General features: G+C 66.1%; 26 protein-coding genes. 12 read left to right on the top strand and 14 right to left on the bottom strand.

Features of this window, described 5'->3' with window-relative positions:
- Window positions 1-19: 19 nt before the first annotated feature.
- A complete protein-coding gene (locus ACTEK7_RS20790; protein ID WP_225146844.1) occupies window positions 20-601 on the bottom strand; it encodes a TetR/AcrR family transcriptional regulator in 582 nt (193 codons plus the stop codon).
- 85 nt (window positions 602-686) lie between these two features.
- Here ACTEK7_RS20790 and ACTEK7_RS20785 point away from each other — a divergent pair, with 85 nt between their 5' ends.
- The 3 genes from ACTEK7_RS20785 (at window position 687) to ACTEK7_RS20775 (ending at window position 3,755) form a co-directional block, all read left to right on the top strand.
- Window positions 687-1,427 carry a crotonase/enoyl-CoA hydratase family protein gene (locus tag ACTEK7_RS20785; protein ID WP_225146843.1) on the top strand — a complete coding sequence of 247 codons (741 nt, stop codon included), beginning with the start codon at window positions 687-689 and terminating at the stop codon, window positions 1,425-1,427.
- Window positions 1,428-1,511: 84 nt separating this feature from the next.
- Window positions 1,512-2,147: a uracil phosphoribosyltransferase gene (gene upp, locus ACTEK7_RS20780; protein WP_036007202.1), complete on the top strand. Its 636-nt coding sequence runs from the start codon at window positions 1,512-1,514 to the stop codon at window positions 2,145-2,147.
- Window positions 2,148-2,180: 33 nt separating this feature from the next.
- Window positions 2,181-3,755, top strand: a complete 1,575-nt coding sequence (locus tag ACTEK7_RS20775; RefSeq protein ID WP_225147059.1) for an AMP-binding protein — start codon at window positions 2,181-2,183, stop codon at window positions 3,753-3,755.
- A gap of 6 nt (window positions 3,756-3,761) precedes the next feature.
- On the opposite strand, the gene ACTEK7_RS20770 is transcribed toward ACTEK7_RS20775, so the two are convergent.
- A complete protein-coding gene (locus ACTEK7_RS20770; protein ID WP_036007218.1) occupies window positions 3,762-4,928 on the bottom strand; it encodes an acyl-CoA dehydrogenase family protein in 1,167 nt (388 codons plus the stop codon).
- A gap of 96 nt (window positions 4,929-5,024) precedes the next feature.
- On the opposite strand from ACTEK7_RS20770, the gene ACTEK7_RS20765 reads away from it, so the two are divergent.
- Together ACTEK7_RS20765 and ACTEK7_RS20760 are read left to right on the top strand one after the other, a co-directional pair.
- Window positions 5,025-5,528 (top strand): MaoC family dehydratase, encoded by a 504-nt coding sequence (locus ACTEK7_RS20765; RefSeq protein WP_333919378.1) that lies wholly within the window; start codon window positions 5,025-5,027, stop codon window positions 5,526-5,528.
- Complete coding sequence (locus tag ACTEK7_RS20760; RefSeq protein ID WP_225146842.1) at window positions 5,528-6,379, top strand: HpcH/HpaI aldolase/citrate lyase family protein; 852 nt, start codon at window positions 5,528-5,530, stop codon at window positions 6,377-6,379. Before ACTEK7_RS20765 ends, ACTEK7_RS20760 begins: the two co-directional genes overlap by 1 nt.
- Before the next feature lie 31 nt (window positions 6,380-6,410).
- Here the strand turns inward: ACTEK7_RS20760 and ACTEK7_RS20755 are convergent, their stop codons facing one another.
- Entirely contained in the window at window positions 6,411-6,815 is a 405-nt protein-coding gene (locus ACTEK7_RS20755; RefSeq protein ID WP_225112093.1) for a hypothetical protein, read from the bottom strand.
- Window positions 6,816-7,079: 264 nt separating this feature from the next.
- On the opposite strand from ACTEK7_RS20755, the gene ACTEK7_RS20750 reads away from it, so the two are divergent.
- Together ACTEK7_RS20750 and ACTEK7_RS20745 are read left to right on the top strand one after the other, a co-directional pair.
- Window positions 7,080-7,298, top strand: a complete 219-nt coding sequence (locus tag ACTEK7_RS20750; protein ID WP_157281816.1) for a hypothetical protein — start codon at window positions 7,080-7,082, stop codon at window positions 7,296-7,298.
- Window positions 7,295-7,471 carry a hypothetical protein gene (locus tag ACTEK7_RS20745; protein ID WP_172786903.1) on the top strand — a complete coding sequence of 59 codons (177 nt, stop codon included), beginning with the start codon at window positions 7,295-7,297 and terminating at the stop codon, window positions 7,469-7,471. The genes ACTEK7_RS20750 and ACTEK7_RS20745 overlap by 4 nt, the downstream gene beginning before the upstream one ends.
- A gap of 270 nt (window positions 7,472-7,741) precedes the next feature.
- On the opposite strand, the gene ACTEK7_RS20740 is transcribed toward ACTEK7_RS20745, so the two are convergent.
- The 4 genes from ACTEK7_RS20740 to ACTEK7_RS20725 all read right to left on the bottom strand — a co-directional run bounded on the left by ACTEK7_RS20740 (window position 7,742) and on the right by ACTEK7_RS20725 (window position 10,466).
- Complete coding sequence (locus ACTEK7_RS20740) at window positions 7,742-8,851, bottom strand: trypsin-like peptidase domain-containing protein (RefSeq protein WP_463671655.1); 1,110 nt, start codon at window positions 8,849-8,851, stop codon at window positions 7,742-7,744.
- Between the two features lie 161 nt (window positions 8,852-9,012).
- On the bottom strand, window positions 9,013-9,348 hold the full coding sequence (locus tag ACTEK7_RS20735; RefSeq protein WP_074447551.1) for a hypothetical protein: 336 nt from the start codon (window positions 9,346-9,348) through the stop codon (window positions 9,013-9,015).
- A gap of 87 nt (window positions 9,349-9,435) precedes the next feature.
- Entirely contained in the window at window positions 9,436-9,927 is a 492-nt protein-coding gene (locus ACTEK7_RS20730) for an Hsp20/alpha crystallin family protein (RefSeq protein ID WP_036007189.1), read from the bottom strand.
- 77 nt (window positions 9,928-10,004) lie between these two features.
- Complete coding sequence (locus ACTEK7_RS20725; RefSeq protein ID WP_025034360.1) at window positions 10,005-10,466, bottom strand: Hsp20 family protein; 462 nt, start codon at window positions 10,464-10,466, stop codon at window positions 10,005-10,007.
- 309 nt (window positions 10,467-10,775) lie between these two features.
- On the opposite strand from ACTEK7_RS20725, the gene ACTEK7_RS20720 reads away from it, so the two are divergent.
- Window positions 10,776-12,338, top strand: coding sequence for a glycosyl hydrolase family 79 N-terminal domain-containing protein (locus ACTEK7_RS20720; RefSeq protein ID WP_225146841.1), 1,563 nt, complete (start codon window positions 10,776-10,778; stop codon window positions 12,336-12,338).
- On the opposite strand, the gene ACTEK7_RS20715 is transcribed toward ACTEK7_RS20720, so the two are convergent.
- Window positions 12,327-13,628, bottom strand: a complete 1,302-nt coding sequence (locus ACTEK7_RS20715) for an MFS transporter (protein ID WP_225146840.1) — start codon at window positions 13,626-13,628, stop codon at window positions 12,327-12,329. The genes ACTEK7_RS20720 and ACTEK7_RS20715 overlap by 12 nt on opposite strands.
- A gap of 365 nt (window positions 13,629-13,993) precedes the next feature.
- On the opposite strand from ACTEK7_RS20715, the gene ACTEK7_RS20710 reads away from it, so the two are divergent.
- The 3 genes from ACTEK7_RS20710 to ACTEK7_RS20700 all read left to right on the top strand — a co-directional run bounded on the left by ACTEK7_RS20710 (window position 13,994) and on the right by ACTEK7_RS20700 (window position 17,822).
- Window positions 13,994-15,208: an ABC transporter substrate-binding protein gene (locus tag ACTEK7_RS20710; protein WP_225146839.1), complete on the top strand. Its 1,215-nt coding sequence runs from the start codon at window positions 13,994-13,996 to the stop codon at window positions 15,206-15,208.
- An 8-nt stretch (window positions 15,209-15,216) separates the two neighbouring features.
- Complete coding sequence (locus ACTEK7_RS20705; protein ID WP_225146838.1) at window positions 15,217-16,950, top strand: FAD-dependent oxidoreductase; 1,734 nt, start codon at window positions 15,217-15,219, stop codon at window positions 16,948-16,950.
- A 77-nt stretch (window positions 16,951-17,027) separates the two neighbouring features.
- Complete coding sequence (locus ACTEK7_RS20700) at window positions 17,028-17,822, top strand: IclR family transcriptional regulator (protein ID WP_225146837.1); 795 nt, start codon at window positions 17,028-17,030, stop codon at window positions 17,820-17,822.
- Window positions 17,823-17,974: 152 nt separating this feature from the next.
- On the opposite strand, the gene ACTEK7_RS20695 is transcribed toward ACTEK7_RS20700, so the two are convergent.
- The 4 genes from ACTEK7_RS20695 to ACTEK7_RS20680 form a co-directional block, all read right to left on the bottom strand.
- On the bottom strand, window positions 17,975-18,754 hold the full coding sequence (locus ACTEK7_RS20695) for an SDR family NAD(P)-dependent oxidoreductase (RefSeq protein ID WP_225146836.1): 780 nt from the start codon (window positions 18,752-18,754) through the stop codon (window positions 17,975-17,977).
- A gap of 139 nt (window positions 18,755-18,893) precedes the next feature.
- Entirely contained in the window at window positions 18,894-19,634 is a 741-nt protein-coding gene (locus ACTEK7_RS20690) for an aspartate/glutamate racemase family protein (RefSeq protein ID WP_225134472.1), read from the bottom strand.
- 9 nt (window positions 19,635-19,643) lie between these two features.
- A complete protein-coding gene (locus ACTEK7_RS20685) occupies window positions 19,644-20,909 on the bottom strand; it encodes an NAD(P)/FAD-dependent oxidoreductase (protein WP_225146835.1) in 1,266 nt (421 codons plus the stop codon).
- A 4-nt stretch (window positions 20,910-20,913) separates the two neighbouring features.
- Window positions 20,914-22,575, bottom strand: a complete 1,662-nt coding sequence (locus ACTEK7_RS20680) for a thiamine pyrophosphate-binding protein (RefSeq protein WP_225146834.1) — start codon at window positions 22,573-22,575, stop codon at window positions 20,914-20,916.
- Between the two features lie 213 nt (window positions 22,576-22,788).
- On the opposite strand from ACTEK7_RS20680, the gene ACTEK7_RS20675 reads away from it, so the two are divergent.
- Window positions 22,789-23,478, top strand: a complete 690-nt coding sequence (locus tag ACTEK7_RS20675) for an aspartate/glutamate racemase family protein (protein ID WP_225146833.1) — start codon at window positions 22,789-22,791, stop codon at window positions 23,476-23,478.
- Window positions 23,479-23,509: 31 nt separating this feature from the next.
- Here the strand turns inward: ACTEK7_RS20675 and ACTEK7_RS20670 are convergent, their stop codons facing one another.
- Complete coding sequence (locus tag ACTEK7_RS20670) at window positions 23,510-24,295, bottom strand: ABC transporter permease (protein ID WP_225146832.1); 786 nt, start codon at window positions 24,293-24,295, stop codon at window positions 23,510-23,512.
- Window positions 24,292-25,104: an ABC transporter permease gene (locus tag ACTEK7_RS20665; RefSeq protein WP_225146831.1), complete on the bottom strand. Its 813-nt coding sequence runs from the start codon at window positions 25,102-25,104 to the stop codon at window positions 24,292-24,294. Before ACTEK7_RS20665 ends, ACTEK7_RS20670 begins: the two co-directional genes overlap by 4 nt.
- Between the last annotated feature and the right edge of the window lie 16 nt (window positions 25,105-25,120).

The following is a 25,120-nucleotide window of genomic DNA, read 5'->3' as shown; positions in this document are numbered from 1 at the left end:
TCTTTCGCGGCCTCGGCGGCTAGCTCCTCACCTCCGCCTCGATCAGTCGCGCCAGCTCCGACGCGGTGACCTCGATCGGCCGGCCGCTGCGCTCGACGCGGGCCTGGATCAGCGCGCCCTGGAGCGCCGACGTGCAGAGCACCGCCAGCGCCTCTGCCCGGGGCCTGGCAAACCCGTCGGCGACCAGCTTGTCACGCAGGATCGATAGCCGCGTCGCATAGGCCTTGCGGCCGGCTTCCGAGACAGCGCGCTCGCGCGGCGCCAGCTCGAGCAGCACGGTCGTGATCGGGCAGCCATTGCGGAAGCCGGAGCCCTGCATCCAGCCTGCCAGCAGTCTGGCGTGCGCGCGCAAGAGCTCGCCGGTCGAGCCGCACTCTGCCGCGAGCTCGGCGACCGTCGCCGCGACGCGGCGGCCCGCCTCCTCCACCGCCGCCACCGCGATCGAGGATTTTCCGTCCGGAAAGTAGTGATAGAGCGACCCCTTCGGCGCGCCGCTGACGTCGACGATGTCGTTGAGGCCGGTGCGGGCAAATCCCTGGCGGCGGAATAGCGTCACCGCGGCATTGATGATGGGCTGACGGTGCTTCGGCACGGCCGGCATGGCACTCTCCTCCGCTCGGAAATTATATTGATTGGTCTACATCAGCCTCCGACAGTCAAGGCATGACAATGACGGAGAGAGGCAGATGCCTGAGAGAGTGACCTATGAACTGAACGACGGCGTGGCGCGGATCGGGCTCGACGACGGCAAGGTCAACGTGATGTCGGCCGCGATGCTGGGCGAGATCGGCGCCGCCTTCGACCGCGCCGAGACTGAGGCGGAGATCGTGGTGCTGCGCTCGGGCCGGCCAGGCATCTTTTCCGCGGGCTTCGATCTGAAAGTGTTCGCCTCGGGCGATGCTGCCAAGAGCCTGGAGATGGTCCGGGCCGGCGCCGAGCTTGCGCTGCGGCTGATGTCGTTTCCGCATCCAACCATCGGCGTGATGGAGGGCCATGCTTACCCGATGGGAACGTTCCTGCTGCTCGCCTGCGACGTCAGGCTGGGCGCGCGCGGACCGCACCGCATGGGGCTGAACGAGGTGGCGATCGGCATCGCGCCTCCCAGCTTTGCCATCGAGCTCGCGCGCAGCCGGCTGCATCCGGCCTGGCTCAGCCGTACCGTCACGCTTGGCGAGATGTACGAGCCCGAGGAGGCGCAGACGGCCGGCTTTCTCGATCGCGTGGTTGCACCTGAGATGGTCGACGCCACGATCGAGACGATCATCACCGGCCTGCGCGCCATCCACATGCCGTCGCATGCCACCGCAAAGCGGCGCCTGCGCCAGGGAGCCATGGACGCCATGCGCGCGGCGATCGACCGCGAGCTGACCAATGCTGCCTATGAGGCAAGCAACCGCGCGCGCAGCGCAGTCGCGCTGCCCGGTTGAGGCCGGCTATCCCGCGGAAAAGGCGTTGCCTAAAACTACCTGGCCGATCTGGCGCAGTTTCACGGAACCGTGTAGAGCGGTTTCATGAGCACAGGCAATGTCAACGTCGTCGCCCACCCCCTGGTCCAGCACAAGCTCTCCCTGATGCGGGAGAAGGACCGCTCGACCAAGAGCTTTCGCGAGATCCTGAACGAGATCGGGATGCTGCTGGCCTACGAGGTGACGCGCGACCTGCCGCTGGAGCTGGTGGACATCGAGACGCCGATCGCGCCGATGCAGGCACCCAAGATCGCCGGCAAGAAGCTCACGCTGGCGCCGATCCTGCGCGCCGGCGTCGGCTTCCTCGACGGCATGCTGGCGCTAATGCCCTCGGCGCGCATCGCCCATATCGGGCTCTACCGCGACCCCGAGACGTTGCAGGCCGTGGAATATTACTTCAAGGCGCCGCAGGACCTGTCCGACCGCACCGTGATCCTGATGGATCCGATGCTGGCGACCGGCAACTCGGCCTGCGCCGGCGCCTCCCTGCTCAAGGCGCGCGGCGCCCGCGACATCCGCTTCGTCTGCCTCCTGGCCGCCCCTGAAGGCATCGCCAAGTTCCAGAGCGAGCATCCCGACGTGCCGATCTGGACCGCCGCGATCGACGAGCGGCTCAACGACCACGGCTATATCGTGCCAGGCCTGGGCGACGCCGGCGACCGGATGTTCGGCACCAAGTAGACAGGTTTGCACGACCGGGTTAGTCCGATGGCCATGAGTGCCAACGATTTTTCGCTGCAATCGCTGCTCCGGATCAAGACCGCCGCCGACCCTGCCCTGGTCTTCGACGGCAAGGCCGTGTCTCGCGCGGAATTCTCGGCGAAGATCGAGCAGACCGCCGCCTGGCTGGCCGCGCAAGGCATCGGCAAGGGGGACGTCGTCGCGGTCTGGCTGGTCAACCGAGTCGAATGGCTGGCACTGCTGTTCGCCGCCGCACGGCTCGGTGCGATCGTCGCCGCCGTCAACACGCGCTACCGCAGCGCGGAAGTCGCGCACCTGCTCAAGCTGTCAGGCGCGAAGCTCATGGTGGTCGAGGCGGCATTCCGCGCGATCGACTTTGCCGCCATCCTCGCCGATGTCGCCGAGGCCGAGGTGCCCGCGCTGCAACGGCTGGCCGTGGTCGGCGCGGATGCGATCCCCGCACGCTGGCCCTGCGTGCGGTTCGATGCGTTCGAGACGCCTTACCCGCCCCCTCCGCCGATCCAGGATGACGTCGACCTGCCCGTGCTGCTCTACACCACGTCGGGGACGACCAAGGGGCCGAAGCTGGTCGCGCATTCGCAGCGGACGCTGGCGACGCACGCCGCCTCCGTCGCCCACGCGCTCCAGCTCGACCCCCACCGTCATTCGCTGCTGGCGATGCTGCCGTTCTGCGGCACGTTCGGCATGACGAGCCTGCTCGGCTTCCTCGCCGCCGGTGCAGCTATTCATGTGCTCGATGCCTTCGAGGCAGCGCCGGCGCTGCAGATCCTCAGCACGGAGCGCATCACGCATTCCTTCGGCTCGGACGAGATGTTCCGGCGCATCCTCGCCCTCACCGATGCGCCACGCCCGTTTCCGCATCTCGAAGTCTGCGGCTTCGCCGCGTTCCAGCCCGGCTGGCGCGAGCTGGCTGTGGAAGCCGAAGCGCGCGGCATGAAGCTGTTCGGCCTCTACGGTTCGAGCGAGGTGCAGGCGCTGTTCTCGATCGGCCGCCCCAGTGATGCCTTTGCCGATCGGATCGAGGGCGGCGGCTGGCCGATGTCGCCGGAGGCGACAGTCCGCGTGCGCGATGTCGAGACCGGAGAACTTGCGGCCAGCGGCGTCTCCGGCGAGATCGAGATCAGCGCACCCTCGCGCTTCCTCGGCTACTTCAACAATCCGGAGGCGACGCGCGAGGCGATCACCGCCGGCGGCTTCTTCCGGACCGGCGACATCGGCCGGCTGCGCGGCGACGGGTCGTTCGTCTACGAGACCCGCGCCGGCGATGCGATGCGGCTCGGCGGCTTCCTGGTCGCGCCCGGTGAGATCGAGGACGAGCTCAAATCCTGCACCGGCGTCGCCGACGCCCAGGTCGTCGCCATCGATCTCAAGGGCCAGGCGCGCTGCGTCGCCTTCGTGATCCCGACAACGGAGCCGCCCATCCAGGAGACGCTGATCGCGCGTCTGCGCGAGCGGCTCGCCGGCTACAAGGTGCCGGCGCGGATCTATGTCGTGGACGCCTTCCCCGTCACCGACAGTGCCAATGGCGTGAAGATCCAGCGCGCCAGGCTTCGCGCCATGGCAATGGAGCGGATCGCCGCCGAGTAGACCCGTTCAGTACGACTTCGCGAGCCCCAGCACCTTTTCCGCGATGAAGCTGAGCGCAAGCTGCGGGCTGACCGGCGCGATGCGCGGGATCAGCACCTCGCGCAAATAGCGCTCGACGTGGAATTCCTTGGCGTAGCCGAAGCCGCCATGGGTCATCACCGCCTGTTCGCAGGCCGAGAAGCCCGCTTCGCCCGCCAGATATTTTGCGGCATTGGCCGCGGCGCCGCAGGGCATGCCCTTGTCGTATTGCCAGGCCGCCGACATCACCATCAGCCAGGCCGCCTCGAGCTCGACCCAGTTCACCGCGAGCGGATGCTGGATGCCCTGGTTCTTGCCGATCGGCCGGTTGAACACGATTCGCGTCTTGGCGTATTCGGTCGCGCGCGACAGCGCGAGTTTTCCCAAACCGACCGCCTCGGCCGCGATGAGAATGCGCTCCGGATTCATGCCTTCGAGGATGTACTCGAAGCCTTTGCCCTCCTCGCCGATGCGATCCTCCATCGGGATCTCGAAGTCCTCGAAGAACAGCTCGTTGGAATCGACGATCTTGCGGCCCATCTTTTCGATCTCGTGGACCTTGATCCTGTTGCGGTCGAAATCGGTGTAGAACAGGCTGAGCCCGTGGGTGGGCGAGCGCACCTCTTCCAGGGGCGTGGTGCGCGCCAGCAGCAAAATCTTGTGCGCGACCTGCGCCGTCGAGATCCACACCTTTTGACCATTGACGATGTAGCGGTCGTTCTTGGCGACCGCGCGGGTCTTGAGCTGGGTGGTGTTGAGGCCGGTGTTGGGCTCGGTGACGGCGAAGCACGCCTTCTCGCGGCCCTCGACCATCGGCGGCAGCATGCGCCTGCGCTGCTCCTCGGTGCCGAACACGACGACGGGGTTGAGCCCGAACACGTTGATGTGCACCGCCGAGGCACCGGACATGCCGGCACCCGACTCGGCAATGGTGCGCATCATGATCGCAGCTTCCGTGATGCCGAGCCCGGAGCCGCCATACTCTTCCGGCACGCAGATGCCGAGCCAGCCCGCGTCCGCCAGCGCCTTGTGGAAGTCGTGCGGGAAACCGCCGTCGTGGTCCTTCTTCAGCCAATAGGCGTCGGGAAAGCCTTCGCAGATCTTGGCGATGGCGTCGCGAATGGCTTCCTGCTGATCGGTGAGCGCGAAATCCATGGTCCTGATCTCCCTTCGCCAAGCGTTCTTTAGCTCGAAAACCTGCATGCAGATACGTGAATTTGCCCGCGAAGTGTGTCTACCATGCATGGGGTCATGCGGCGCGACGCTGCGCGTGCGCCGTTATTTCGCAGGGAGGAAACCGCGATGGCCGGACTATATTTCGAGGACTTTTCCGTGGGCCAGGAGTTCAGGCATCCGCTGACCCGGACCGTCACGGAGATGGACAACACCATGTTCAGCCTGCTGACGCTCAATCCGCAGCCGCTGCACATCGACGCGCATTTCGCCGAGAAGACCGAGTTCGGCCAGCGCATTTTCAACAGCCTATACACCCTCGGCATCATGATCGGCATGACGGTCTATGATACGACCTTAGGGACTACCGTCGCCAATCTCGGCATGACCGACGTCACCTTTCCGAAGCCGGTCTTCCATGGCGACACGTTGCGGGCCACGACAAAGGTGCTCTCGGTGCGGGAATCCAGATCACGGCCCAAGGCCGGCATCGTCGAGTTCGAGCATCATGCCCTGAACCAGAACGACGAGATTGTCGGCAAATGCCGCCGCATGGCGATGATGCACAAGAGGCCGGTCTGATGCGTTCGATGCTGTTCGTGCCGGGCGATTCCCGGCGCAAATTCGAGAAGGCGAGCGAAGGCAAGGCCGACGCGCTGATCATCGATCTCGAGGATTCCGTCGTCACCGAGAAGAAGGCGGAGGCGCGTGAGCTCACGCTCTCGATGCTGAAGAGCCGCCCCGGCCCGCATCAGCTCTATGTCCGCGTCAACGCGCTCGACACCGGCATGACGCTGGCCGATCTTGCCGCGGTGATGCCGGGCAGGCCTGACGGCATCGTGCTGCCGAAATCGCAAGGCGGCGACGACGTGCGACAGGTCGCGACCTGGCTGGAGGCTTTGGAAGCGGCGTCCGGCATCGCGATCGGCGCGACCCGCATCGTCTGCGTCGCGACGGAGACCGCCGGCTCGATCTTCGGGCTCGGCAGCTACAAGGGCTGCTCCCCTCGCCTCGCCGGCCTGATGTGGGGCGCGGAAGATCTCTCCGCCTCGCTCGGCGCTACCGAGAAGGCGAGCGGCGGCGTGTTCCACAGCCCCTATCGCCTGGCGCGGGATCTCTGCCTGATGGCGGCGGCAGCCGCCGAGGTCGCGCCGATCGACACTGTTTACACCGACATCGACAATCTCGCCGGCCTCGAGCAGGAGACGCGTGCCGCGCGGCGCGACGGTTTTTCGGCCAAGGCGCTGATCCACCCCAAGCATGTCGACATCGTCAACGCGGCCTTCGCGCCGACGGAGGCCGAGCGCGCCTGGGCGGAGAAGGTGATCGCGGCGTTCGCGAGCAATCCCAATTCCGGCACGTTGCGGCTCGACGGTCAGATGATCGACAAGCCGCACCTTCGCGCGGCGATGAAGATTCTCGGCCAGTCCTAGAGCGGGACGCAAGCCGGGCCGGCTGCCGGCCTCAGTCGAATCCCTGAACGGGCGGGGCCGGGGAATGCGCCGGCGCGGCAGGCGCGGCTTGAACCGGGGGAGCCTGGACCGGCGGCGGGGCCGGATTGCCGGCAGCTCTCATCTGGCCGTTGGCGGCCATCGCCTCGCGCGTGCGCGACGGGCTGCCGGTCGCGGCGGCGCGACGCGGCGGCGGCTGCCGGTGCCTGGCCGACTGCGAGCCTCTCAGGCCCCAGGACCGGGCGATCGAAGGTCCGGCCGTGTAGCCGATCAAGGCGCCGGCGACCGCACCCACCGGCCCAAGCACGACCGCACCCGAGACCGCGCCGAGCGCCGCATCGCCCGCGCGCTCCTGCGCGAGCGCGCCCGCGGGCACGCAGGCCAGCATTGCGACAGCAGTGATCAGAGCCTTGTTCATCGGAGCGCCTCCCTCGCGACAGATCACTCCTGCTCAAATATGGCCACACGAGGTTCGCTTGCCGGCCAACAAAAGGCAATCGCGCCCGGAACCCGGCCGTCCGGACGGTTCGACCGGCCGATCATCCATCTCCAGGAGCCAGCAACGAGGACAGGCGCGCCAACATCTTGACACCGCTTAGCCGCTGAATATTTTTTCGCCGAGAAGACACCTTCTCATCCTCGCAAACCAAAGGATCTAACGCGACCGTCTGGAGAGACGACGATGCTCGATGAGAATTTGGCCCGCATTCGTGCGCACCGCAACAACATCCACCGCTACCGGCGCCTGCTGAAGACCAGGCTGTCGCAGCTCGAGCGCCAATTCATCGAGAGGCGACTTGCGGAAGAGCGATCGGCGCTCGATGGCCTGACCGCCACCACCTTTCCCGTCGGCTTCCGCGCCGCCGAAGCGCCGGCGGGCGCAATGGGGATGGCGCAATGAACAGCCAACGCGACCTGCTGATCCGCGGCAGCGAGAAGGTCATCGGCCATTACGAGCTGCTTCTTGCCAGCGCCAAGAGCGAGCATGAGCGCGAGCTCTATCGCCAGCGCATCGAACGCGAGCGGCGGCTGATCCGGGACCTGCAAGGCGAATGGGATCACCGCGCGGCCTGAGCTGGGAGATCACGCCTCCCGGGCTATCGCACATGAGATGTGGCTATGTGCACCGACTGTCTCCACAGCGTCATGGCCGGGCTTGTCCCGGCCATCCACGCCTTTCCACGCAGCAAAAAGAACGTGGATGCCCGGGCCTTCGCCGCGCCGAAGCGGCTTCGGCCGCGCAGGCGGGACAAGCCCGGGCGTGACGACCTCCGCAAAATTCAAATGCCATAGCCCTGCCATCACAGGACGAACCGCTAGCGCGGTTCGTCCTGCGCATTCGTTTCAGCGGACGAGGCGATTGGGGCCTGCGAGTGCGCTGCTCGTGCCGGCTGCGGGCGCCACTCTCACCGTGGCGGTGAACGGCGCACCGTTGCGTAGCAGCGTGAGCTTCACGTCCTCGCCGATCCGCGCCAGGCCGATCGTGTTGCGGAGCTGGGCGGCAGTGCGGATCGGACGGTCGTCGGCGCCGGTCACGACATCGCCCTTGCGCAGGCCGGCCTTCTCTGCGGGCGAATCCGCCGCGATCTCGGCGATGACGGCGCCCTGATTCAATCCCTTGTTGACCGACGGATGCAGGTCCTTCAGCGAAATGCCGATGCGGCCGCGCTCGACCCGGCCGCTCACGATGATCTGCTCCATCACCTTGCGCGCCATGTTGACCGGAATGGCAAAGCCGATGCCGACATTGCCGCCCGCGGGCGAGATGATCGCCGAGTTGATGCCGACGAGCTCGCCGCGCAGGCTGACCAGCGCGCCGCCGGAATTGCCGGGATTGATCGCCGCGTCGGTCTGAATGAAATCCTCATAGCCCTGCTTGCCGAGGCCGGTGCGGCCCAGCGCGCTGACGAGCCCCGAGGTCACGGTCTGGCCGAGGCCGAAGGGATTACCGATCGCGAGGACGAAATCGCCGACATCGAGCCCGTCGCTGTCGCCGAAGGCAAGCGCCTTGAGCCCGACCGGGTTCTGAACCTGGAGCACCGCGACATCCGTGGGCGGATCACGGCCGATGACCTTGGCGGAAAACTGCCGGCCGTCCTTGGTCGTGATCTGAACGGCGGATGTGCCCTCGACCACGTGATTGTTGGTCAGCACATAGCCGCGCTGGGCGTCGACGATCACCCCGGAGCCGGTCGCATTGACCTCCTTCTCGATCTGCCGGGGAACGTCGAAGAACTCGCGAAACAGCGGATCGCGATAGAGCGGGTTGTCCTCGCGCACGCGGCCATGCACGGAGATGTTGACCACCGCGGGCGTCACCTGGCGCACCAGCGGCGCCAGGGTCGGCACCGGACCGCCGGTCTTCAGATCCGGAATCTGGCCGGCGGCAGGCTGCGACGCTGTGAGCGCCAGCATCAGCAAGGCCAGGAACAGCAGACGCACAGCATTTATCATCGTCACCCTGCCGCGTTGTGTTTGGGGGGATAGTCGGACCTTGGTGCTTCAGCCTTCGTCGCCTGACGCGACGATCCAGCCTTGCAGAGCCAGAAGCGGGACGGTCCAGGCTGCCGCGGCCTGGCCGAGCAGCACGAGGGCGAGTACGGCGGGCGTGAACATCATGCCGCCTGCCCTTCGGCGGCGGCCCATGGCCGCCGCAGCCGCATCGGCACGCCGCCGCCGCGCGGCGGGTCGTCATTGTCGTTGTCGCCGTCGAGCTTGCGCAAGGCGGCCAGAATGTCGGCGAGCCGGACCGTGTGGCTCATGCCGGGAATCTCGCGCAAGGCGGGACAGGATTCGACCGCGTACATGTCCGATGCCCAGGACGACAGGATGACGCGCTTCTCGGGCGACGAGAGCTCCTCGGCATTCAGGACGTCGGCAGGCGAGTCGTAGTGGGCGGCAGGATGAAACAGCGGATTGAGAGTGCCGGAACTGGTATTCACGTTGGTCATCGATGGGTCTCCCACATGCTCCTTTCCAGGGGGACGGCTTGTTGACGATGAGACGGCGGCGCCACATCGCCGCCGTCTCACCTGACGTTAGTGCGTATTGATCGCGATGCGCTTGACGCCTTCGCGTGCCTTCTCCGATTTCGGCAGCGACACGGTCAGGACGCCATTCCTAAACGACGCCTCTGCCTTGTCCTCCTCGACACCCTCCAGCGGAATCTGCCGTTCGAAGGCGCCGTAATAGCACTCGGTGAAGAACCTGCCTTCGCCGTTGCGCTCCGCCTTCTTCTCGCCGCGGACGGTCAGCACGCCATTGGCGATCTCGACCTGAACGTCCTTCTCCGTCAGGCCGGGAAGCTCGGCCGAGACGGTCAGCGTCTTGTCGGTCTCGCTGAGCTCGACCTTCGGCCAGCCGAAACGGCCCTCCATCAGCGGCGACAGGCTGGTCGCCCCGAAGCCGCGGAAGACATCGTCGAACAGACGGTTCATCTCGCGGTGAAGCGTCAGGAACGGATCGAAATTGTCGCGCGCCGGCGCAAGCTCCTGGTTCTTCGACCAGGGAATGAGATCACGAAAAGCCATGGTACCCTCCTTCATGCATCGGAAAGCGCGGCCCGCGCACGCGCGCGCCGCGTTCCGCTACCTGTTCGATCGAGCGATCAGGCTGCTTTCTTCTGCTCGATCTGCGTTGCCGCAGGAGCGCCGCCCGCGATCGGAATGCGGCGCGGCTTCATGGCTTCCGGAACCTCGCGGACGAGGTCGATGATCAGGAGCCCGTCCTGGAACGAGGCCTGCTTCACCTGGACATAGTCGGCGAGGTTGAACACGCGCCGGAACGGACGCGCGGCAATGCCCTGGTACAAATATTCCCGCGCGGCGGTCTCGGGCTTCCGGCCCTCGATGGTGAGCGCGTTCTGTTCGGCGGTCACGGTGATGTCGCTGGCGCCGAAGCCTGCCACCGCAAGGCTGATCCGGTAATGGTCTTCGCCGGAACGCTCGATGTTATAGGGGGGATAATTGTCCTCGGTCGCCTGGCGCAGCGTGCTGTCGACGAGGTCGGCCAGGTGGTCGAAGCCGATGGTGGAGCGCCACAGCGGCGCGAAGTCAAAACTGGTCCTCATAACCAAGTCCTCCTGAGAGCAAGATGGATACGAAGGAGCGCAAGGCGGGAATTCAGACGGGTCCGAAACGACCTGCCCGGCGCCCGTGCCGGACCCGATCTGGCACCCGGCACACCGCTCTCGCGGCGAAAAACGACTTAGAAAACCGCAAACCGGTTTCAAGAGGGGCCAACGGTTTTTTTTCGACCCAAAGGATGGTCCGCCGAGCCCGGACGCTCTCGGCGGCAACGGCAAGGTAAAATAGGGGTAAAATGGGCGGTCGAGGGTAAGGCCAGGTTGCCTCCGCGCATCGGGCCCCGGGCAACGCGCATGACGAACCAGGCGGCAGCACACCGCAGACCAGGGACCCGACCGCGTCCGGCCGGTCGCACGGCCGGCGCGATTGCCCTGCTGGCCGCCGCAACCGCCTTTGCGGCGCAGGCCGACGACATTGCCATCTCGCCTGCCGGGCTAAAGACGCTCGGAACGATCGATGCGCGCTTTCAATCCTACAACATCGAGATGGTGGAGGTGACCGGCGGACGGTTCTGGAAGCCTTATCCGCGAACCGCACGTGCCTTCGACGAACGGGATCGTTACAGCGCGCGGCCGCCGATCGATCTTGCCAATTCGCGACTGCGCCTGCTCGCCGCCGCGTTGTCGCCGGCCTATCTGCGCGTGAGCGGCACCTGGGCCAATGCGACGTTCTTCGCCGAGGCGCCGGGAGAGCCACCGCCGGGATTCAACACGGTGCTCAGCCGAGCGCAGTGGCGCGGCGTCGTGGAGTTCGCGCATGCCGTCGATGCGGAGATCGTCACCTCCTTTGCGATCAGTCCCGGCAGCCGCGATGACCACGGCATATGGAAGCCGGATCAGGCGCAGCATCTGGTCGACACCACGCGCGCTCTGGGTGGGCGCATCGCCGCCGCCGAATTCATGAACGAGCCGACGCTCGCAGCGACGGGCGGTGCACCGGCGGGCTATGACGCGGCCGCCTATGGCCGCGACTTCAAGGTCTTTCGCGAGTGGATGCGGCGCGCCGCACCGGAGACGCTGATCCTCGGTCCCGGCTCGGTCGGCGATGCACCATCGCCGTCTGGAGCGGGGCTCACCACGCGGGACCTGCTTGCAGCATCCGGTCCCGGCGTCGATCGGTTCTCCTATCACCATTACAACACGATCTCACCGCGCTGCGGCGGGCACGACGATCCGGCGCAGGCCCTCTCGGAGCAATGGCTGGCGCGCACGGATACGACACTCCGGACCTACCAGGCGCTGCGCAACGCATTCGAGCCGGGCAAGCCGATCTGGCTGACCGAGACGGCTGATGCCGCCTGCGGCGGCGGCTTATGGGACCGGACTTTTCTGGACACGTTCCGCTACCTCGACCAGCTCGGACGCCTGGCGAGGGCCGGCGTCCAAGTGGTGATGCACAACACGCTGGCTGCCAGCGATTACGGCCTGCTCGACGAAACAACGTTCCGGCCGCGGCCGAGCTATTGGGCCGCGCTGCTCTGGCGCCGGCTGATGGGAACGATCGTGCTCGACGCAAGCAAACCTGCTGCGCGCGATCTCCATCTTTACGCGCATTGCCACCCAGCCACGACAGGTGCGGTGTCGCTGCTCGCAATCAACACGTCGCGCGGCACATCGCGCACGTTATCGCTGCCGGATTCCGCCGAGCGGTACACGCTGCACGCAGCGCAGTTGCAGGGTAAGATTGTGCAGTTGAACGGCAAGAGGCTCACGCTGACCCCTGAGGGCCAGCTGCCCCGGCTCGAGGCACGCGCAGCACCGCCGGGAACGGTCAGGCTTGCGCCGACGACGATCACCTTCCTGGTGTTTCAGAACGCTGCAAATCCGGCTTGCTTGTCCCGACGCTCAGGATCTTAGCGAGTCCCGCGCCGTCTCCGGCGCCAGCAGCGTCGCGACGATCGTGATGACCGACAGCGCGACGATGTAGACCGACACCGCCCAGTACGATCCGGCCCAGGCCAGCAGCGCCGCCGCGATCAGCGGCGAGAAGCCGCCGCTGAGCGCCGCCGCGACGTTGGCGCCGAGCGAGGCGCCGCTGTAGCGCACCTGGGTGCGGAACAGCTCCGGCATGAACGCGGCCTTCGGCCCGAACAGCAGCGCATGGGTGAGCGTCATCGTGACGACGAGCGCAAGCGTGATCAGCGCCGGCTCCCTGGTGTCGAGGAACCAGAACAGCGGGAACGCCAGGGCCACCGAGAAGACGCCGCCGGCCAGATACAGCGCCTTGCGTCCGAAGATGTCGGACAGCCAGCCGGCCAGCGGCAGCGTCGCGAACTCGACGATCGCGGCATAGACCACCGCATCCAGGATCACCTGCCGGGGCAGGCCGAGCCTGGTCGTCGCGTAAACCACCGTGAACACGGTGAGGAGATAAGCGAGCCCGACCTCCGACACCGTGATGCCGATCGCGAGCAGAAAGCTGCGCCAGTCGCGGCGCAGCACTTCGAGGGCCGGCTGCGCCAGCACCTCCTTGCGCTCGACGATCTCCTTAAAGTGAGGCGTCTCCGCGAGCTTGAGCCGCACGATGAAGCCGACGCCGACCAGCAGAATGCTGATCAGGAACGGCACGCGCCAGCCCCAGCTGAGGAAGTCCGCCTCGGGCAGCTTCGTCATCAGGGCGAAGATGCCGGTGGAGGCGGCGACGCCGACGGGGAAGCCGACCTGCACCAGGCTGCCGTAGAAGCCGCGGCGATTGCCGGCATGCTCGATCACCATCACGACCGCGCCGCTCCACTCGCCCCCGAGCCCGATGCCCTGAACGAAACGGAGGATCACGAGGAGGATCGGCGCCCAGACGCCGATCTGATCGTAGGTCGGCAGGCACCCGATCAGAAAGGTGCCGAGCCCCATCGCGATCATGGTCGCAACCAGCATGGTCTTACGGCCGAGCCGGTCGCCGTAATGCCCGATAATGGCGCCGCCGATCGGCCGCGCAACGAAGCCGACCGCATAGGTCGAGAACGCCGCCAGCGTGCCGACGAAGGGATCGAAGCTCGGGAAGAACAGCTTGTTGAAGACGAGCGCCGCCGCCGTGCCGTAGATCAGGAAATCGTACCACTCGATCGCGGTGCCGAGCGCGCTCGCCCACACCACATGCGCCGTCGTCGATCGCTCCGCGGAAGCGGAGACCCCCGTTGCTGTCGTCATGCCCTGCCCCAAAGGATTCCGGACGGCATCATGGCCAAGCCTTGTGACGGCTGCAATCTGTGGAGGTGTTGCCTCCCACAGGATTACGGCGCGGGATTTGTGCGCAGGTCGCGCACCACCCGTCATTGCGAGGAGCCCTTGCGACGAAGCAATCCAGACCGCCTCCGCGGAAAGACTCTGGATTGCTTCGCTTCGCTCGCAATGACGGGTGTTGAGGCAGGAGCGCTCCTTAAGGGGCATCATCCGGCCATCGTGGAACCGGCCCGACAGCCGTTATTCGCCATTGACAAACTAATTCGCCATTATCTAATTTGCCTCCACAACGACCCTGCCGCACCAAGCGGCCAAAAAGAGAGGAAACGATAATGAGAGGGCTTCTGGCCTGCGCCGTGCTCGCGGCCATGACTTCGGCTGCCATGACCACAGGTGCCAGCGCGCAAGTGTCCGACGACGCGGTGCGGATCGGCGTGCTGACGGATTTGTCGAGCTGGGGCCGCGACAACTCTGGGCCGGGCTCGGTCGAGGCTGCCAAGATGGCCGTGGAGGAATTCGGGCCGACCGTGCTCGGCAAGCCGATCGAGATCATCAGCGCCGACCACCAGATGAAGACCGATGTCGGCGTTCAGATCGTCCGCGGCTGGTTCGACAACGGCAAGGTCGACGCCGTCGTCGACATCCCCAATTCCGGCATCGCCATCGCCGTGCACAACATGGTGCGCGAGCGCGGCAAGGTCGCACTGCTCTCCGGTCCCGGCGCGAGCTCGCTGACCGACGAGCTGTGCAGCCCGAACACCGTGCATTTCACCTACGACACCTATGCGCTGTCGAAGGTGACGGCCTCCGCCGTGATCCGGGAAGGCGGCAAATCCTGGTACTTCATCACGGCCGATTATGCCTTCGGCCATCAACTCGAGAAGGACGCCACCCGCTTCATCAACGAGATGGGCGGCAAGGTGCTCGGCGGCGTCAAGCATCCGACCAACACCGCCGATTTCTCCTCCTTCGCGCTGCAGGCGCAGAGCTCGAAATCCGACGTGGTCGCCTTCGCCAATGCCGGCCAGGACACCGACAACGCCATCAAGCAGTCCGGCGAGTTCGGCCTGGTCCAGGGCGGTCAGAAGCTGGTCGGCCTCTTGATGTTCGACACCGACGTGCACGCCATCGGCCTGAAGGCCGCGCAGGGCACCTATATGACCACGGCGTCCTACTGGGCCATGGACGAGGCCACCCGCGCCTGGTCGAAAAAGTTCTACGAGCGCACCAAGGTGATGCCGACTATGATCCAGACCGGCGTCTACGGCGCGGTGCTGCACTATCTCAAGGCGATCAAGGCCGCCGGCACCGACGATTCCGCCCAGGTGATGGCGAAGATGCGCGAGCTGCCAATCGAGGATATCTTCGTCCATGGCGGCAAGTTGCGCGAGGACGGCCGCGTCATCCGCGACATGTATCTCGCCAAGGTGAAGACCCCCGCGCAGTCCAAGGAGCCGTGGGATTATCTGGACATCGTCAAGACCGTGAAGGGCGATGACGCCTTCCGTCCGGTCTCCGAGTCCAAATGTCCGCTCCTGAAGAAGTGAGGCCCGATATGGCTGGCAACGAGCATGGCACCATGGAGACGTACGAGTGCGACGTGCTCGTGGCCGGATCGGGTTGCTCCGGCATGTCGGCCGCGATCACCGCGCGTCATCGCGGGCTCGACGTGCTGATCGTCGAGAAGGAGCCGCGCTTCGGCGGCACCACGGCCCGCTCCGGCGGCTGGCTCTGGATTCCCGGCACGTCGCTGGCAAAGGCATATGGCATCGAGGAAACGCCGGAGCAGGCCCGCACGTATTTGCGGCATGAGGCGGGCAACAATTACGACGCAGCACGCGTCGATGCCTTTCTGAGCGCCGGCCCCGAGGCGGTCGATTTCTTCACCACCAAGACGGCGCTGCGCTTCGACATGCCGCTGGTGTTTCCCGATTATCACGCGGAAGCGCCCGGCGGTGCCCAGGGCGGCCGCTCCATGGTGACGCGCCCGTTCGACGGCCGCGAGCTCGGCAATCTCATCAAATCGCTCGGCATGCCGCTGCCCGAGCTCACCGTGTTCGGCATGATGCTCGGAAGCGGCAAGGAGATCATCCACTTCATGCGGGTGACGAAGTCGCTGACCTCGGCGGTCTATGTCGCGAAGCGCCTGACGCGGCATTTCATGGACGTGCTGCGCTATGGCCGCGGCATGACGCTCACCAACGGCAATGCGCTCGCAGGCCGCCTCGCAAAGTCAGCGCTCGACCTGAAGATTCCGATGTGGCTGTCCTCGCCGGTGCGCGAGCTGACGGTCGAGAACGGCACCGTGACCGGCGCCATCGTCTCGCGCGAGGGACGCGAGGTGCGCGTTCGCGCCCGACAAGGCGTCGTGCTCGCCTGCGGCGGTTTTCCGCATGACGTCGAGCGGCGCAGGAAGATGTTCCCGCATGCGCCGACCGGCATTGAGCATTATTCGCCCGGGCCTACGGGCAATACCGGCGACGGCTTGCGCCTTGCAGAAGGCGCCGGCGGCCGCATCGAGGATCGCCTGCCGAACGCGGCGGCCTGGGTGCCGGTGTCGTTGACCACGCGCAAGGACGGCTCCAAGGGCGTGATGCCGCACTTCATCGACCGTGCCAAGCCCGGCGTGATCGCTGTGATGCGCGACGGCAGGCGCTTTGCCAATGAGGGCAATTCCTATCACGACTTCGTCCAGGCCATGGTCAAGGCGGCAAAACCCGGCGAGGAGATCGCCGCCTTCCTGGTCTGCGACCACAGGACCTTGCGGAAATACGGCCTCGGCTGCGTGCCGCCGTTTCCGATGCCGCTGGGTCATCATTTGAAGACCGGCTATCTCATGCGCGGCGATACGCTGGAAGCGCTGGCGGCGAAAGCCGGGATCGACGCCAAGGCGTTCGCCGAAACGGTCAGGCAGTTCAATGTGACGGCGCCGCTGGGGCAGGACGCCGCCTTCGGCAAGGGCTCGAAGGCCTATAACCGCTACCAGGGCGATGCGTTGCACGGCCCCAACCCCTGCGTCGCACCGATCGAGAACGGCCCGTTCTACGCCATCAAGATGGTGATCGGCGATCTCGGCACCTATGCCGGCATCGTCACCGACGCGAACGCACGGGCGCTCGATGCCGAGGGCCGCGTGATTCCCGGCCTCTATGCCGCCGGCAACGACATGGCGAGCATCATGGGCGGCAATTATCCGGGCGCCGGCATCACGCTTGGGCCGGCGCTGACCTTCGGCTACATTGCCGGCAGACATCTTGCCGACAGCGCCGCCAAGCGCGACGCGGCGTAGAGCATGATCCGGAAAAGTGTGCAGCGGTTTTCCGAAGAGATCATGCTCAAACAACGACTCAAGCGCATCGGAGGCGCATGAAGAGAGAGAGCCGCGGCATCCAGTCGATCGAGGTCGGCGGCGAATTGCTTCGCGCGCTCGCGCGGAGCAGCGAGCCGATGATGCTGCGCGATCTCGCCCGCGAGGCCGGCATGACGCCGGCCAAGGCGCATCCTTATCTCGCCAGCTTCTCCCGCATCGGCCTGATCGAGCAGGACGAGACCACCGGCCGCTACGAGATCGGCGCGCTGGCGCTGGAGCTCGGCCTGATCAGCCTGCGCCGCCTCTCGGGCGTGCGCATCGCGCGGCCCAAGATCGCGGGCCTTGCGAGCCAGATCGGCCACGCCGTCTCGCTCGCGGTCTGGGGCACGCACGGCCCGACCGTGGTGCAGCTCGAAGAGCCGGCCCAGCCGGTGCACATCGTGATGCGCGTCGGCTCGGTGATGGCGCTGCTGGAGACCGCGACCGGCCGCGCCTTCGCGGCGTTCCTGCCGGAGCAGACGATCAGCGCGGCACTCGACAGCGGCCTCGACCGCCATGGCGTCGGCTACAACCCGAAGCGCGCCGTGAAGGGGGCGAAGGTCGCCGAGATGCTGACCGAGGTGCGCAAGCACGGCCTCGCCCGCGCGCTCGGCGATCCCCTGCCCGGCGTCAACGCGTTCTCCGCCCCGGTGTTCGATCATTCCGGCCACGTCGCGCTGGTCATCACCGCGATGGGCCCGGAAGGCACTTTTGATGCCCGCTGGGACAGCCCGATCGCGCACGCGCTGCGCGACTGCGCGGGGGCCATCTCCAAGCGGCTCGGTCACAGGCTGACGGTTGCGGCGGAGTGAGGGCAGACTGCCCGCCTCACGACGACTGTCATTCCCCGCGAAGGCGGGGAATCCAGTACGCCGCGGCCCATCGATTCAATCACGACCGCCTCGGAATACTGGATCGCCCGGTCAAGCCGGGCGATGACAGCGAGAGTGGGGCGACAACGGCCCTACTTCTCCTTCACCGGCACCGTGTAGTTCAGGACCAGCCGGCCACCATCCGGGTAGATTGTCTGCCCCGTGATATAGGACGCATCGTCGCTGGCAAGGAACGCCACGACGGCGGCCACTTCGCTCGGCTCGCCGCCGCGGCCCGCCGGCGTGCGCGACAGCACGGTCTTGCGCGCGTCCTCGGACGTGTAGATCGCTGAGGCCACCATGTCCGTCAGGATCGTGCCCGGCCCGACCGCGACGACGCGGATGTTGTGCGGAGCGAGTGCGACGGCGGCGACCGAGGTCAGCTGCTTCATGCCGCCCTTGGACATCGCGTAGGTCGCGAGCGCCGGGATCGCGAGCAGCGCGTTCACTGATGACATGTTGATGACGACCCCGCCGCCGCCTTGCGCGATCATTTGCCTTGCCGCCGCCTGCACGCCGAAGAACGCGCCCTTCAGATTGATGCCGAGGATCTCGTCGAACTCCTCCTCGGTGATGTCGAGAATGTCGCGATTGCGGGCGACGCCGGCATTGTTGACCATGATGTCGAGCCGGCCGAACTCCTTCACCGCGGTCGCGACCAGCTGATCCACGTCCGCGCGCTTGGCGACATTGCCGACGACAGTGCGTAGCGCATCCGGCCGCCCGAGCTCGGCGGCAGTCGCCGCCAAACCCTCGGCATCGACATCGGAGATGACGACCTTGACGCCGTCGTCCAAAAACCTCTTTGCGCAGGCCTTGCCGATGCCGCGCGCCGCGCCGGTGATGGCCGCGACCTTGCCGGATAGTTTCATGGGTTCACTCCTGGACTAAAGCGCGATGAGATGAGGACGAATCGTCATCGCGCTTTGGGTTATTGTTTGAGCATGATCTTATCGGAAAACCGCTGCGCACTTTTCCGGATCATGCTTAGTGACGATCTCACGGACGCATTCACGCAAAGACGCGCGGGCGCAGCCCGGCATGAAACCAGGTGATCATGGAATAGATGTCGTAGACGGGCAATCCGACCTCAGCCTGAAGCGCGGCGGCATAAGGCGGCATGTTGGTGCATTCGAGGACGATGGCGCCGACATCCGGATGCTTGGCAACGAGCTCCTTGCCGGCCTCGACCACGTCGCGCTCGGCTTGTGCGATGTCCATGTCGTCCTTCTCGGCCTTGATCAGGACACGGAAGAACTCCTTGCCATTCTCGGTGCCGACCAGCGGCGTGTCGAGCGGAACGCCGGCACCCTCGAGATGGGCCGGCGTCAAGGTCGAGCCCGACACCGTGACCAGGCCGACGCGCTTGCCCGGCGGCAAGGTCGCCTGCACCCACGGCACCTGCATCAGCGAGGAGGTCGCGACGGGAACGCCGACGGCCGCCGCGATCTCCTTCTGGAACAGCGAGAGGAAGCCGCAATTGGTGGTGATGGCCTCCGCCCCTAGCCGCACCAGATCCTTGGCCGCATCGATGAAGTCGGGCAACAGGCCGGCCGCGCCCTTCAGCACCACCTTTTCCGGCGAGGCGCCGCTCACCACGCGATAGAGCACCGGGAATGGCCATGTCGTGCCGTTGCCCATGTCGCCGGGAATGCGGGGAAAGCGCGCTTCCAGCATCAGGATGCCGAGCGGCGCGCCGTAGATGGCCTTGCCGCCACGGGCGATACGGGAGGAGTTGCCGGGATCGGTCATGGTGCGCTCTCAGAGGAAACGATCGGGCGCGAACGGCGCGAGTGGAATCTCCGGCGCCTTGCCGCTCACGAGCTGGGCGACCAGACGGCCGGTGCGGGCCGAGCCGACCAGGCCGACATGGCCGTGGCCGAAAGCATAGACGATGTCGCGCGAGGCGCGCGCATAGCCGATGCAGGGACGTCCGTCCGGCATGCTCGGACGATGGCCGAACCAGGTCTTGACGCGCGAGGCCGGAATGTCCTTCGGCAGTTTCGGGAACATGCTGACGAGGTGGTTGCGCAGAATCTCGGCGCGCTTCCAGTTCGGCGCGGCCTCGAGGCCCGCGATCTCCACGGTCCCGGCGGCGCGCAGGCCCTTGTTGGTCCAGTTCACCACCAGCTTGGCGTCGGAGGCCATGATCGAGCTGCGCGGGCCGACTTCCGGATTCTCGATCACGACATGATAGCCGCGCTCGGTCTCGAGCGGGAGGGGATCGCCGACCGACGCCGTGAGCTGCTTCGAGCGGGCACCGGCCGCGACCACCGCGGCATCACAGGCGATCTCGCCGGTCTCGGTGACGACAGCGACGAGCTTGCCGCCCTTGAGCTTCAGCCCGGTCGCCTTGGCGCGTACGTGGTTCGCGCCGCTCGCGATCGCATGATCGGCAAGGGCTGCAACATAAGCGCCGGGATCGCGGCAGCGCCCGGCTTCCTCCACCACGACGCCAAAGGTGTAGCGCGGATCCAGATCCGGCTCACGCTGGCGCACCTCGTCGGCATTGAGCTCCATCCATTCGACGCCGACCTTCCTGCGCAGGCGCCAGCCGAGATCATCGTCGAAATTGCCGCGCGAAGTGAACACGTGCATCACGCCCTTGCGCTCGATCAGCTCGGGGACGCCGGCTTCTTCCGCGAGCTTTTTGTGCAGCAGCGGCGCGTCCTTCAGGAGATCGCGCAGCGCGAACGCCGTGGTCTCGACCCGCGCCGCGGTCCAGCCCGAGAGCAGATATTTGATCAGCCAGGGCAGCGCCTTCGGCAGGTAAGACCAGCGGATCGCAAGCGGGCCGAGCGGGTCCAGGAGATAGCCAGGCACCTTCTTCCAGACGCCCGGCTCCGCCGGCGGGATCACCGAATGCGACGACAGCCAGCCGGCATTGCCGTAGCTCGCCGCCTGTTCGCCGCCGGGCTCGCCCGGATCGATCAGCGTCACGCGATGGCCCTCGCGCAGCGCCTCGATGGCGCTGATCACGCCGACCGCGCCGGCTCCGATGATGGCGACGTGGCGGCCGTCCGGCATCGCCCTAAGCCTTCACTGCGGGCGTAAAATCCTTGCCGACCGAGATCGCCCTGGGATCGATGATGCAATGGAGGATCGACGGCTTGCCCGAAGCGAGCGCGCGCTCGAAGGCGGGTGCGAACTCCTCGGTCCGCTCGACACGCTCGCCATGACCGCCGAACGCCTTGGCATACATCGCGAAATCCGGGTTCTTGAGCTGTGTGCCGACGACGCGGCCGGGATAGTCGCGCTCCTGGTGCATGCGGATGGTGCCGTATTGCGCATTGTCGATGATGATGACGATCAGTGGCGCGTCGTACTGCACGGCGGTGGCGAACTCCTGGCCGTTCATCAGGAAGCAGCCGTCGCCCGCAAACGCGACCACGACGCGATCCGGGTATTGCCGCTTGGCCAGCACGCCCGCCGGCACGCCATAGCCCATCGAGCCCGAGGTCGGCGCGAGCTGGGCGGCGAAGCTGTGGAAGCGGTGATGGCGATGGATCCAGCCGGCGTAATTGCCGGCGCCGTTGCAGACGATCGCGTCGTTCGGCAGGCGGTCGCGCAGCCAGGTCATCACCTCGCCGTACTGGAACCTGCCCGGCAGCTCGCGCGCCTTCTCGGTCCAGGCCAGATAATCGGCATGCGCCTTCGCGGCCTCGCCCTTCCATGCCACCGCACCTGACGGCTTCAACGTCTCGACGGCGGCGGCGAAGGCGGCCGGCGTCGCCTGGATCGCCAGTTCAGGCTGATAGATGCGGCCGAGCTCTTCGGAGCCCGGATGCACATGGATCAGCTTCTGCTTCGGATTGGGAATGTCGAGCAGCGTATAGGACGACGATGGCATCTCCGACATGCGGCCGCCGATCAGCAGGACGACGTCGGCATTGTCGATGCGCGCCTTCAGGCCGGGGCTCGGCCCGATGCCGAGGTCGCCGGCATAATGCGAATGGTCGGCGTCGATCAGCGCGGCCCGGCGGAACGAGGTCGCGACCGGCAGGTCGAACCGCTCGGCGAACCGCGCGATGCTCTTGGCCGCCTCGTCGGTCCAGCGCGAGCCGCCGAGAATGACGAGTGGTGCCCTGGCGCCGGCCAGCATGGCGCCGAGCTTTTCGATATCGGCCGGCGCCGGCCAGCTCACGGCGGGCTCGATGCGCATGGCGTCCGCTACCGCCGCCGTCTCGGTCAGCATGTTCTCCGGCAGCGCGATCACGACCGGACCGGGGCGGCCCTGCATGGCGATTCGGAAGGCGCGCGCGACCAGCTCCGGAATGCGGTCGGGGCGATCGATCTCGACCGCCCATTTCGCCATCGAGCCGAACACCGCCTTGTAGTCGAGCTCCTGGAACGCCTCGCGCTCGCGCATGCCGGTGTCGACCTGGCCGACGAACAGGATCATCGGGGTCGAATCCTGCATCGCGATGTGGACGCCGTGGCTGGCATTGGTGGCACCGGGGCCGCGGGTGACGAAGCAGACGCCCGGCCGCCCCGTGAGCTTGCCATAGGCCTCCGCCATCATCGCCGCACCGCCTTCGGCGCGGCAGATCACGACGTCGATCGGGCTGTCATGCAACGCATCGAGCGCCGCCAGATAGCTCTCGCCCGGCACGCAGGTGACGCGCTCGACGCCCTGGGCGACGAGCTGATCGATCAGGATCTGGCCCCCGGTACGGGTGTTGCGAATGGTCATGTCGGCTCCCTCAAGACTTCGGCGATGCGCACGTGTTCGGGAACTGGCCTAAGACAGGCCGAGAGCGTGCGCAAGGTCGAAAGGCTTCTCGCAGCCTGCGCAGGCGTCATGCCCGTCCCTGCCGTTTGCACTACAGGCCCTGCCGCGGCCATGATGGCGAGCTTCGGCATCTTCGTCTACGATCCCTCTGAATCACTGTTCGGGAGCACCGGAATGCAAACCATTGGCCTGATCGGAGGCATGAGCTGGGAGAGCACCGCGCTTTACTACAAGCTCATCAACGAGCGGGTCCGCGACCGCATTGGCAAGCTGCATTCGGCCCCGCTTCTGATGTATTCCTACGATTTCGAGGAGATCAAGCAGATGCAATATGCCGGCCGCTGGCAGGAGGCGGCGGCGAGCCTGGCGGAGGTCGCGCGGCTGCTCGAAAGTGCCGGCGCGCGGGCGATCGTGCTGTGCACGAACACGATGCACAAACTGGCGCCCGAGATCATATCCAGCGTGAGCGTTCCGTTCATCCACATCGGCGATGCGACGGCCGAGCGGATTCGGGGCAAGGGATATCGGCGGGTCGGGTTGCTCGGCACCAAGTTCACGATGGAGGAAGACTTCTACATCGACCGATTGCGCGCGCACGACCTCGACGTCATGGTCCCTCCCGCGGACGAGCGCGCCGAGGTGAACCGCATCATCTACGACGAGCTGTGCCTCGGGCACGTCGCCGTGCCCTCGCGCCAGCGCTACCAGGAGGTGATGGCGGCGCTCGTCGCCGGCGGCGCCGAGTGCATCATCCTCGGCTGCACCGAGATCACCATGCTGGTCGGCCCCGACGACATTTCGGTCGAGACATTCGACACCACGGCCATTCACGCCGAGACGGCCGCCGATTTCGCGATCGGGTGAATTGATCTCGTCAATTTCAGCCCCGCTATCCTCACCCGCTCCGCTTCTGTCGCGCGCTCGCCAGCAGCACCAGCATGAATGAGGCCGCCGTCATCAAGGTCGAGATCGCGGCGATGGTCGGATCGATCTCGTCGCGCAGCGCGGTGAACATGCGCTTGGTCAACGGCTGATACTGGCCGCCGGAAATGAACAGCGCGACGATGGTCTCGTCCATCGCCGAGATGAAGGCGAAGATTCCGCCCGCAACCACGCTGGACTTGATCTGCGGCAGCGTCACCGCGAAGAAGCTGCGTAGGCGGTTCATGCCGAGGCTGCGCGCCACCATCTCCTGCGCCGGATCGAAACTCTGCAGGCCCGCGAGCACCGAGATGACGACATAGGGCAGGCCCAGCATCACGTTCGCCAGCACGAGGCCGGGCATGGTCGCGACCAGACCGACTTTGGCATAGACGAAGAAGATGCCGACGGCGGTGATGATGATCGGCACCACCAGCGGCAACAGAAGCGCCAAGTGGATCAGCCTCATGATGCGCAGCTTCGACTGGCTGATGGCATAGGCGGCGGCCACCCCGAACGGGGTCGCGATCACGACGGTGAGGAGGGCGACCGTCAGCGTCACCCGCGTCGCCTGCATCCAGGCGGGATTTGAGAAATATTGCTGGTACCAGCGCAGCGAAAAGGACGGTGGCGGAAAGGTCAGAAAGCGCGCGCTGGAGAACGAGATCGGCGCGATGATCAGAACGGGAATGATCAGATAGACCAGCACCAGCGCGCTGATCACGTAGAGGGCAATCCGTGCGGGCGAGGCGCGCATCATTTCTGCCCCAACACGCGGTCGAGCGAGATGAAGCGGCTTACAATGAAGAAGATCACGAGCACACTGATGAGCAGCACGACGGCGACCGCGCTGGCCGCGCCGAACTGGTTGTAGAGCTCGACATTGCGGCTCACCAGCATCGACACCATCACGGTGCGGCCGCCGCCGAGCAGCTCCGGCGTGATGTAGAAGCCGAGGCAGAGCACGAACACCATGGTGCAGCCGGCGAGCACACCCGGCAGCGACAGCGGCAGGAACACGCGCATGAAGGTGAGCGACGGGCTCGCGCCCAGGCTGGCGCCGGCCTGCATGAGATCGTTCGGAATCTTCTGCATGGTGGCGTAGAGCGGCAACACCATGAAGGGCAGCAGGATGTGCACGGTCGCAACCACCGTGCCAAAGGTGTTGTGGACCAGCGCGAGCGGCTCGGAGATCACATCGAGATAGCGCATGAACTGGTTGATCACGCCAGTGCGCTGCAGCAGCGCCAGCCAGGCATAGGCGCGGACCAGCACGCTGGTCCAGAACGGCAGCACGACCAGCGAGAGGATGAGGATGCTCCACCCTTTCGGCACCGAATTGGCAAGGTAGGCCACGGGATAGCCGAGCAGCAGCGCGATTGCCGTGACCGCGAGGCTGATCTCGAAGGTCAGCGCAAAGCTGCGCCAGTAGACGTCTTCGGTGAAGACGCGGCGATAATTCTCCAGCGTGAAGCCGTCATGGTAGATCGACTGCCAGGCCAGCCAGCCCACCGGCAGCACGATCAGAGCCAGGATCACCAGCAGCGCCGGCGAGACCAGTGCCAGCATCAGGCCGTGCTCACGG

This window comes from Bradyrhizobium sp. JHI2711 (genome assembly GCF_056156565.1).
The sequence above is the reverse complement of the archived record's forward strand: the minus strand, read 5'-3'. Positions and strand labels throughout refer to the sequence as shown.

What these genes read in the sequence shown, in the direction of transcription:
- ACTEK7_RS20790 (WP_225146844.1), bottom strand. Translation starts at nt 601, where the DNA reads ATGCCGGCCGTGCCGAAGCACCGTCAGCCCATCATCAATGCCGCGGTG.
- ACTEK7_RS20785 (WP_225146843.1), top strand. Translation starts at nt 687, where the DNA reads ATGCCTGAGAGAGTGACCTATGAACTGAACGACGGCGTGGCGCGGATC.
- upp (WP_036007202.1), top strand. Translation starts at nt 1,512, where the DNA reads ATGAGCACAGGCAATGTCAACGTCGTCGCCCACCCCCTGGTCCAGCAC.
- ACTEK7_RS20775 (WP_225147059.1), top strand. Translation starts at nt 2,181, where the DNA reads ATGAGTGCCAACGATTTTTCGCTGCAATCGCTGCTCCGGATCAAGACC.
- ACTEK7_RS20770 (WP_036007218.1), bottom strand. Translation starts at nt 4,928, where the DNA reads ATGGATTTCGCGCTCACCGATCAGCAGGAAGCCATTCGCGACGCCATC.
- ACTEK7_RS20765 (WP_333919378.1), top strand. Translation starts at nt 5,025, where the DNA reads ATGCGGCGCGACGCTGCGCGTGCGCCGTTATTTCGCAGGGAGGAAACC.
- ACTEK7_RS20760 (WP_225146842.1), top strand. Translation starts at nt 5,528, where the DNA reads ATGCGTTCGATGCTGTTCGTGCCGGGCGATTCCCGGCGCAAATTCGAG.
- ACTEK7_RS20755 (WP_225112093.1), bottom strand. Translation starts at nt 6,815, where the DNA reads ATGAACAAGGCTCTGATCACTGCTGTCGCAATGCTGGCCTGCGTGCCC.
- ACTEK7_RS20750 (WP_157281816.1), top strand. Translation starts at nt 7,080, where the DNA reads ATGCTCGATGAGAATTTGGCCCGCATTCGTGCGCACCGCAACAACATC.
- ACTEK7_RS20745 (WP_172786903.1), top strand. Translation starts at nt 7,295, where the DNA reads ATGAACAGCCAACGCGACCTGCTGATCCGCGGCAGCGAGAAGGTCATC.
- ACTEK7_RS20740 (WP_463671655.1), bottom strand. Translation starts at nt 8,851, where the DNA reads ATGATAAATGCTGTGCGTCTGCTGTTCCTGGCCTTGCTGATGCTGGCG.
- ACTEK7_RS20735 (WP_074447551.1), bottom strand. Translation starts at nt 9,348, where the DNA reads ATGACCAACGTGAATACCAGTTCCGGCACTCTCAATCCGCTGTTTCAT.
- ACTEK7_RS20730 (WP_036007189.1), bottom strand. Translation starts at nt 9,927, where the DNA reads ATGGCTTTTCGTGATCTCATTCCCTGGTCGAAGAACCAGGAGCTTGCG.
- ACTEK7_RS20725 (WP_025034360.1), bottom strand. Translation starts at nt 10,466, where the DNA reads ATGAGGACCAGTTTTGACTTCGCGCCGCTGTGGCGCTCCACCATCGGC.
- ACTEK7_RS20720 (WP_225146841.1), top strand. Translation starts at nt 10,776, where the DNA reads ATGACGAACCAGGCGGCAGCACACCGCAGACCAGGGACCCGACCGCGT.
- ACTEK7_RS20715 (WP_225146840.1), bottom strand. Translation starts at nt 13,628, where the DNA reads ATGACGACAGCAACGGGGGTCTCCGCTTCCGCGGAGCGATCGACGACG.
- ACTEK7_RS20710 (WP_225146839.1), top strand. Translation starts at nt 13,994, where the DNA reads ATGAGAGGGCTTCTGGCCTGCGCCGTGCTCGCGGCCATGACTTCGGCT.
- ACTEK7_RS20705 (WP_225146838.1), top strand. Translation starts at nt 15,217, where the DNA reads ATGGCTGGCAACGAGCATGGCACCATGGAGACGTACGAGTGCGACGTG.
- ACTEK7_RS20700 (WP_225146837.1), top strand. Translation starts at nt 17,028, where the DNA reads ATGAAGAGAGAGAGCCGCGGCATCCAGTCGATCGAGGTCGGCGGCGAA.
- ACTEK7_RS20695 (WP_225146836.1), bottom strand. Translation starts at nt 18,754, where the DNA reads ATGAAACTATCCGGCAAGGTCGCGGCCATCACCGGCGCGGCGCGCGGC.
- ACTEK7_RS20690 (WP_225134472.1), bottom strand. Translation starts at nt 19,634, where the DNA reads ATGACCGATCCCGGCAACTCCTCCCGTATCGCCCGTGGCGGCAAGGCC.
- ACTEK7_RS20685 (WP_225146835.1), bottom strand. Translation starts at nt 20,909, where the DNA reads ATGCCGGACGGCCGCCACGTCGCCATCATCGGAGCCGGCGCGGTCGGC.
- ACTEK7_RS20680 (WP_225146834.1), bottom strand. Translation starts at nt 22,575, where the DNA reads ATGACCATTCGCAACACCCGTACCGGGGGCCAGATCCTGATCGATCAG.
- ACTEK7_RS20675 (WP_225146833.1), top strand. Translation starts at nt 22,789, where the DNA reads ATGCAAACCATTGGCCTGATCGGAGGCATGAGCTGGGAGAGCACCGCG.
- ACTEK7_RS20670 (WP_225146832.1), bottom strand. Translation starts at nt 24,295, where the DNA reads ATGATGCGCGCCTCGCCCGCACGGATTGCCCTCTACGTGATCAGCGCG.
- ACTEK7_RS20665 (WP_225146831.1), bottom strand. Translation starts at nt 25,104, where the DNA reads ATGCTGGCACTGGTCTCGCCGGCGCTGCTGGTGATCCTGGCTCTGATC.